Annotated in this window: 1 protein-coding gene; it reads right to left on the minus strand. The window is 68.9% G+C overall.

The features are described from left to right. Positions 1-1,262, minus strand: a 1,262-nt coding sequence (locus AC1D0A_RS21890; RefSeq protein WP_476946832.1) for an L-serine ammonia-lyase, incomplete at its 3' end; no start/stop codon positions are given. Positions 1,263-1,270: the final 8 nt, after the last annotated feature.

Below are 1,270 nucleotides of genomic sequence, written 5' to 3' on the forward strand. Positions count from 1 at the left end.
GCGGCGATCGCGTTGCGTTCGATGCACGGGACCTGCACGAGCCCGCCGATCGGATCGCAGGTCAGGCCCAGGTTGTGTTCCATCGCGATTTCCGCGGCGTTCTCCACCTGCTGGGGCGTGCCGCCCATGACTTCGGCCAGGCCGGCGGCCGCCATCGAGGACGCGGAGCCCACCTCGCCCTGGCAGCCGACTTCCGCGCCGGAGATGGAGGCCTGCTCCTTGTAGAGCACCCCGATCGCGGCCGCGGTCAGCAGGAACTTGACCACCACGTCGTCCCGGTCGGCCTGGGTGGCCTGGTCCATGCCGGGGGCGAAGTGCAGCGCGTAGTAGAGCACGGCCGGGATGATCCCGGCGGCGCCGTTGGTGGGGGCGGTGACGACCCGGCCGCCGGAGGCGTTTTCCTCGTTCACGGCCAGCGCGATCAGGTTGACCCACTCCTGCCAGTACTTCGGATCCCGGTACTCGGGGTCCTGGCCGAGGGTTTCCTTCATCAGGCGCTTGTGCCAGTCCGGGGCCCGGCGGCGGACCTTAAGCCCGCCGGGCAGCAGCCCTTCGCGCTTGAGGCTGACCTCGACGCAGCCTTCCATCACCGAGTAAATGTGCAGCAACCCGTCCCGGATCTCCGCCTCGGTCCGGGAGGCGCGCTCGTTGACGAACATGATCTGCCCGATCGAGAGGCCCTTGGACTGGCAGCGGCCCAGCAGTTCCGCGGCCGTGCGGAACGGCAGCGGCAGTTCCTTCTTCGACTCGTCGAGCTCCTTCAGGGCCGCGTCCTCCTCGCCCTCGCGGACAATGAAGCCGCCGCCCACGGAGAAGAACGTCGCCTTGTGCAGGACTTCGCCGCCGSCGTCGGAGACCGTGAACGTCATCCCGTTGGTGTGCCGGGGCAGGATGGTCAGCGGCCGCAGGACCATGTCCTGCACCCCATACGGCAGCGCAACACCGTCCCCATCGCCCGCGCCGGCGAGCTGCAGGGTGCCGGTCTCGGCGATCGCGGCSAGCCGACCCTCCACTTCCTCGGGCAGGATCTGCTCGGGGTGGAAGCCCTCCAGGCCCAGCAGGATCGCGGTCATGGTGCCGTGCCCGTGCCCGGTGGCGGCGAGGGAGCCGTACAGGTCCACCCGCAGCGACGCCACCTTCTCCAGGTCCCCGGACGTTTTGAGCTCCTCGGCGAAGACCGCGGCGGCCCGCATCGGTCCCACCGTGTGGGAACTGGACGGCCCTATTCCGATGGAAAAGAGATCGAAGACTCCAACAGCCATTGTCGGTT

The sequence above is a fragment of the Arthrobacter sp. P1_D4 genome (assembly GCF_056406115.1).